Genomic DNA, 6,799 nt, shown 5'->3' with positions numbered 1-6,799 from the left:
GTCGGCGTGCTGGACTGGGAACTGTCCACGCTCGGAGATCCGTTGGCCGACATGGGTTCTATGCTCGCCTACTGGCCCGAGCCGGGGGAGGACACGGGGGGTGACTTCCCGGTCTCCACACTCGCGGGATTCCCGAACCGGGACGAACTCGCCCGGATATACCTCGACGAGACCGGGCGGGACCCGCAGGCGCTGAAGTTCTGGCACGCGCTCGGTCTGTGGAAGGTGGCGATCATCGCCGAAGGTGTCATGCGCCGGGCGATGGACACCCCCGCGAACAAGGCCGCAGCCGGCACCCCGACCGTCGAGCGCATCGATGCTCTCGTCCACAAGGCCATCGTTATCGCCGAGACCGTGGGAATCTGAGTGCTCCAACACTGGGCAATGGTCGGGAGAAATTCCCATGAAGCACGGCGGGTCAACAAGCTCGGCGAGCCACTGGATGTCCTGAACCTCGTGGACGTCACGCAACCGACCACGGGTGACGGGCAGGTATTGGGGAAGGTGCTGGCCACCAGGCCAACTTCCCGGACGCGCTGCACTGCTGTGGCCGTTACCAGAGCTGCCACGGCAGTTCACCCCGGGCGGCGAGGTCGTGGCGGTCGGAGCCGGCGTCGGACGCGCTATAGTCGGTGACTGGGTGGTCGGAACCCCGTGCTGCCCAACGGCGCGTTTGCGGAGTGCGCGGTGATGAACTAGGCGAATGTGCTTCTCGGCGCCGTAGTCCCTCAACGACGCGGAGGCTAATGCGCTGAACATCGGGTACCGGACCGATGTTTGCGCTGCACCGACGCGCTTGGATCGCAGAGGACGACTACCTGCTTGTGCACGCTGCCGCCGGTTCCGTCGGCAGCGCGGCCGTCCAACTCGTGAAGGCCACAGGCGCCACGGCAATCGGCGTAGTCGGCGGTCCCGAGAAGGCGGGATACCGAAGAATCTCGGCGGGACCTGGTGGCGGACCGGCACAGCAAAGACTTCGTGCAGGTAGTCAAGGAGTTCACCGGCGACCATGGCGCGGACATGGCCTTCGACCCGGTCGCCGGGGACGCCTACAGCGGGTCGACCAAGTGCATCGCCTTCGAGGGCCGAATCGTCCTGATCGGCTTCGCCGGAGGCGCCATTCCGCAACCGACCTTGAACCACGCTCTGATCAATTACTATCACGGTGGCTCTGACGAGGACGTCGCTGAGTTGTTCGAGATCAGTCCGAAAACTGGCTCGGCAATTGATCGCCGCGGCCCGCGCCGCTCGCGGCACCACACCACCGCCACTACCCTCAGCGGCCGTCGCGGCGACCGAACGGCTCGAGCGTGTCCGACTGACCCCGGCGGAGCCCGGTCCACGGAAACCACCGGTCACCAACATCGACGACACCGCTGAGTCGCCGCAATCAGCGCTGCCCATGGACCCGTCGAGTACCTGAGGCGAGGCGGACGGGCGAGCTATCGCTCGGATCGCCATCCCTCCGAGCGATGCAACCGGCGGATCTCCGCCCAGTCCTCCACGTTCAGGACCTCATGCTCGTTCACCGGTGGGTCAACATTCACCCGGAACCAGAGACCTCCGATTCTGCTAACTATCAAGCGGCGGTTGAGGTTTGGGGGCAGGAACTGGATCGCCGAATGCGTCGGTGCAGGCGGCATCCAGCATCGCGACCAGCGCGAGCGCTTGGCGTCCCATCGCCTGCTCCACTGGTCCGGGCTTCCGCAGCTGTACCGTCATGAGTCCTTTGACGATCTTGGTGTTGTGCAGTGGTCGATTCCGCGTTGGCGACCGGCGCGGCGTAGTGCGGCCGCGACCCGGGGCTTGGTGGCCCGGGCTGGGTGCGCCGGAGCTCGGCGGCGGCATCGCTTCACGGAAAACGGCCCGCTCCCCGTGCTGCTTGGGTGACGGCGGGGAGGTCGGGGCCGTTCCCGTTCTGTGGGTCACCACATCCAGGTGTTGTGGGGACGCGGATGCAGCAAGATCAATTTGATCACCAATAGCATTGCATGCCAACCGTTTTGATGAACATCACATACCAAAATTTTGTGAACACCTACTGGACAGCCGGTTCGGTTTGCCCTCGCTGGTGATGACCTATATCCCTTCCCTGATCTGCGGTGCGCTCGACAGCATCCAGTGCTGCCAGCCGTCTTCGACGCCGGGCTCTCCCATCACGGTGACCCGGTCAACGCTGCCGAGCGCCAGCACGTGACTGTTTCCGCAGACTCGATCGGCCAGACGTCGCTCACAGGCCATGCGTGCGCACGACGAACCAGCTGGCTGGGACGACTGGTCGCCGCGAGTTGCCGACTCGTATCGGCACAGACCCACCGGAGCGACTTGACATGCTAGAAATTTCAGCTAGAACTGAATCATCTGCCAACAGGAGAATTTCGATGACGCTGAGCGTTGAGCACGTGACGTTTAACAGCCTCGGCACCGAGTGCGTGGGCGATCCGTATGTGTCAGCAAACACGCCAGCTCCCGGCCTGGTGCTCGGGCGCAGTGGTGTGATGCTCAAGGAGACCCTGAGTGTCTTTGCGCAGCACGTCATGCAGGCTGGGTTCGCGGCACTGGCCATTGACTACCGAACCGTCGGAGGTAGTGCGGGGGTGGCCTCGTGGCCAGAATTACCCGGAACGGCAGGTCGAGGGCTTCCTCAGTGCTGTTTCGTAGTGCGACCCTGACGAGCGATAGATCGAGGCGGTTGTGGGCATTGCTTCCACTCTCCCCGAGGTTGAGGTGCGCAGCTGCGGGAGTGGCTGCGCATCGGCGGTTCGTGGATCAGGGCGTCTGTGGTGACCCGGTCCGGGAGTGAGGATCTGGCGGGGTTGGTGGATCGCATCACCACCGGGTTGCGCGGGCTCGCGCCGCCGGGATGGCAACGGTTGGAGGCATCGTTCGCGTTGACCGTTGTCACCGAATCGGCGTTGTTCGTGGTCGATGACGGCGATCGGACGATCAGGTGTCAGGTTTCCGATGAGGTGTGGGCGTCGGTGCGTAGGCACCGGCAGGCTTCGGCTGAGCTACAGAGTGAACCGTGGTGGCGGATGGAGGTGCGCGCCGACGCGGAGGAGGCCGAGGTCGTCGTCGATCACGGGGCCGAGCCGTTTCCCGGTGAGCAACTGTTCGCACCGCAGGCGTATCTGGCCGATCTGGAGCACTATCCACGCGGTCGGCTGCCTCTGTGGTTGGCGGCCTATATCGGGCGCGGTAAATCCCAGTCGAGGCCACCACGGGCCGCCTGGGACGGAATGCGGGCAGACCGAAGTGCGGGCGTGCGGGCGGTGCCGGTGACCGGCGAGTTGCCGGAGCTGCGAACCCTGTGGGCCCGGTGGGCGGTGCTGGCCTCGGCCTTCGTGGCGGTCGGCTCGGAACGGGGGCCGCGGATCGGTCCCTCCGTGGGCATCTTCGAAAGTGCGGGACACAGCGGTTCGACGTTGATACTGCTCCCCGGGGACCGGGCGGTGCTGTCAGGTGGCGTATGGGAAGCCGACGTCCTGGACCTCGCATACAACGGGGGCGGTGCGATGCCGAATCTCTTTGCGGGAGCGCCGGACTGGGTGGCCGACCCCGTGCTCAATCCGCGGGTGATGACCGGCATGCTGTCGTTTTGCTACTGGTGGGAGAAGGGACAGTGGTACCGGGGCGAATCCGCGCCGATGTCGGAATGCGCGGCGGCGCTGCCTGCGGTGTGGACTGCCGACACCGTGGCGCGAGTAGTCACCGATGTGGTGGAGAATCCCTCGCCGGATGCCGCCGAGTTGCTGGTGTCGGCCGCGCAGGCCGCCGCAGTGACACGCGAGGCGGTCGTGCAGGTCGTCGGTGAAGACTCCCGGGTCGACGTCGCCGGTGCGCTGTTCCAGTTCGGACTCGCGGATCTGATCGCCGGCGAGGTCCCCGGGATCGGCGAATCGGAGGCGTTGAAGCTGGTCCGCGATCACATCCGCGAGCGAGGATACGACACCGCGGATTACCCCCTGACGTCCTTACACGCCGTCCGGCTCAGTGTGGGCTGGATGGTGCGATCGCCGGTCCTGGACGACAAAATCGCCCTGGACCGTGCGGTCTTCTATGTCGCCGACGACGGTGTCGTGGAGCGCTCGAGTTCGTCGGTGCCGCTGTCGGTTTTCATGACCGACTTCGAGCGACGGTTCCGTCTGCGGGTCGGCGGCCGGATCTGACGGCGCAGGCGGGATATGAGCGGCGAACTTCGATTGGACCTGGCCGGCCTGCGCGAACGGGGCGCACGGCTGGCCGACCTCGCCGACCGGGTGGGGCAGACCCATGCGGGACTACAGGATTGCCTGGAACAGGCCCAGGGTAGCTGGGGCGACGACTATATGGGCCGTCAGTTCGCCGAGCAGTTCACACCGCATGCCGATCAAATGCTCGCCAATGTGCGGGCGATGGCGGATGGGCTGCACAGCACGGCGGCCGGAATAGTCAGTGTCGCAGAGGAATTCGATGCACAGGATGCCGGTAACGCCGCCCGGCTGGCCGCCGCGGCGGTAGGTCAGGATCCGCGAACCGGGAGTTCGGCCACGCTTGCGCCGTATAACGCGGCCGGCACGCCGTCGCCGGTCGATGCGGGTCCACAGCTCCCGCATGACCCTGCCGCAGTCTCCCCGGCTCGGGATTCTCCGGTCGCCCCCGGTCCGGCGCAGCACGCCGACGGCACGCAGCCAGCCGACCAACCCCCGTTCGGTGTCTCGCAGTCACCGAACGGTTCTCCGGCGCGGACCGTCCCGCAGGATGGGGCGCAGTCCCGCTCACCGTGGAATCGGGACCGGCCGGAGCCCGATCCTTCCGGGCAGGACGGGCGCCACCCGGCCGGTGACCCCGGTCGCCGTTCCTCATCCGTTTCGGCACCGCCTCCATCCTCCTCGGGACTACCTCCGGCCGACCGCCGCGCCGCGCCGCGAGCTGCGGACGCCTCGTCCGGCAGTCCAGCTGCACCTACGAAACGGGCCGATACCCCGTGGGGAGGGCAGCCGCCTCGCCCTCCCGCCACACCGGGAAGGGCCGAAGCCCCTGGAAAGACCGGATCCCCCGGAAACCCGGAGGCGAATCCTCGGCACGGTTCGCCGCCACGATCCGACCGTCCGTCCCGCGACAAGGCACGTGCGGGTGATCGGCGCCGCTCTCGCGAGCAGCAGCCGCCCGACCCGATGATCGGTTGGCTGGCGCGGACATTGGCTGAGCGCCACGGTCTACATGTGACCGGGTTCGACACACCCGGCCTCCAGCTGCCGCCCGTTCGAGACTTCGTGGCAGCGGTGGACCGGGTGCTCACCGACTATCGGATGATCGGTCTGGATACGGTCGCGGTGGCAGAGCTCGGTGGTGAACTCGGCATGGTGCGATGGAGCCGTGAACCAGGCGTCGAGGGCGCCGCCGACTCGATGACGCTCGACCGGCGCACCGCGCAAGAGCCTCCGGCAGCCGACCCGACCACCGAACCCGGCGGCGAGCCGGCGCGATCGGACATCTATCCGGCGACGCTTCGGGAGTTCGGCCGGGCCCTCGACGCCGCTGGCGGCGGCGTAGCGCGCAAGCAGGCGCAACGCGTCCTGATCGCGGAATACCTGCGCCAGCAGCCGGACCGCACACTCGCCGAAGTGGTGAGCGGTTACCGGGACTGGCGAGCCGAGTTGGCCGGGAAGGATTCAGCCCCCGGTGAATTCGACGTGGGCGAGGCGCTCGGACTCGCGTTCGCGGAGGTGGTCCAGCACGGCGCCGAGGCGGGCATACAGGCGAGATTGCTGCATGCGGTACTGATCGCCGCGGCATCTCGACCGGTGTAGGTGGTGCCGGTGGACGGTTCGTTGTTCAGCCCCGTCGTCGAGCTGCGGAACACCTTCGAAAGTCTGCCCGACATGGTGCGGCGCCCGATCGAGATGGTGGTGTTCGGCGGCGAACTCCCGCGCGCCGACATCTCCGCCATGCGCCGGATGGCCGCCGAGCTCCGGGCCCGCGGTGACGAGCTGGACGGACATTCGTGGGATATCAAAGCCGTACTTGCGCAGGAGGATTCGGCGGGCGAGCTGGCAAACCAGCTGCGCGAGGCATTGCATTCGTACGGGAAAGGCGCGGCCCAGCTCGGTCGCGACGTCGGCACCCTGGCCGACCAGGCGCAGGCGGCCGCCAACGACGCGGAGAAGTGGCTGTGCGTGATGTTCACGTTCGGCATCCACTTGGCGTGGCGAATCTTCAGCGTGGTGACCAGCGCTGCGGCAACAGGCCCGGTCGGCGCGACCGCGGCGGCACCGACCGTGGATGCCATGCTGGTCGAGGGGCGTGGCGAAGCAGCGGCGATGCGAGCCGCCCTGGCACGGGCGATCGAGGAGGGCGCGGCGAAGGCGGCTGCCCGGCTGACCGCGCCGGGGGCCTTGCGGTTCGTCACCATGTTGGGAAAGGCGGCCGCGCTGCCCGTGGGCGTGGACGCGGGTGTGCAGGCGTTGCAGGTCGCCACCGGCGATCGCACCGCCGACATCATCGGATCGGACGGTTCGAATCCGACCGGTATCGATCTGAAGTCGATCGAAGTCGCCGCCTTGGCCGGCGCGGGTGGAGCCGCGGGCGGCATGCTCGCCGGCAAGTTCGCGCCGATAGTGTTCCCCCGGATCGGGAGCAGTCGCTTGGCCATGGGCCTGGTGCACGGCACCGCTGGTGCGATATCGGGTTTGGGCGCGGCGTCGCTGGTGGCCGGTTGGCCGCAGCATTACGACCACGTGCTGGCGCCGCTGCTCAACGGCGCGTTCGCCGGGGGCGTGTATTCCCGAAGCGGGGCCCATCCGCCGGCGATCGACGG

5 protein-coding genes and 1 pseudogene are annotated in these 6,799 nt (G+C 67.3%); 3 read left to right on the top strand and 3 right to left on the bottom strand.

The window, feature by feature from the left end; genetic code table 11:
- Both ACL03I_RS37615 and ACL03I_RS37610 read left to right on the top strand, forming a co-directional pair.
- A partial coding sequence (locus ACL03I_RS37615; RefSeq protein ID WP_412808427.1) for a phosphotransferase occupies window positions 1-366 on the top strand: 366 nt, incomplete at its 5' end.
- A gap of 18 nt (window positions 367-384) precedes the next feature.
- Window positions 385-1,161 (top strand): annotated as a pseudogene (locus tag ACL03I_RS37610) (zinc-binding dehydrogenase); the annotation flags it as partial.
- Between the two features lie 918 nt (window positions 1,162-2,079).
- Here ACL03I_RS37610 and ACL03I_RS37605 read toward each other — a convergent pair.
- The gene (locus ACL03I_RS37605; protein WP_412808426.1) at window positions 2,080-2,241 is read right to left on the bottom strand and encodes a hypothetical protein; all 162 of its coding nucleotides are present in this window, start codon (window positions 2,239-2,241) and stop codon (window positions 2,080-2,082) included.
- A gap of 542 nt (window positions 2,242-2,783) precedes the next feature.
- Here ACL03I_RS37605 and ACL03I_RS37600 point away from each other — a divergent pair.
- A complete protein-coding gene (locus ACL03I_RS37600) occupies window positions 2,784-4,169 on the top strand; it encodes a hypothetical protein (protein ID WP_412808425.1) in 1,386 nt (461 codons plus the stop codon).
- Window positions 4,170-4,280: 111 nt separating this feature from the next.
- Here ACL03I_RS37600 and ACL03I_RS37595 read toward each other — a convergent pair whose 3' ends face one another.
- A complete protein-coding gene (locus tag ACL03I_RS37595; protein ID WP_412808424.1) occupies window positions 4,281-4,595 on the bottom strand; it encodes a hypothetical protein in 315 nt (104 codons plus the stop codon).
- A 1,059-nt stretch (window positions 4,596-5,654) separates the two neighbouring features.
- Window positions 5,655-6,647 (bottom strand): hypothetical protein, encoded by a 993-nt coding sequence (locus ACL03I_RS37590; RefSeq protein WP_412808429.1) that lies wholly within the window; start codon window positions 6,645-6,647, stop codon window positions 5,655-5,657.
- Window positions 6,648-6,799 lie beyond the last annotated feature (152 nt).

The organism is Nocardia sichangensis (assembly GCF_047200615.1).
GTDB lineage: Bacteria > Actinomycetota > Actinomycetes > Mycobacteriales > Mycobacteriaceae > Nocardia > Nocardia sichangensis.
This window is presented reverse-complemented; position numbering and strand designations above follow the sequence as displayed.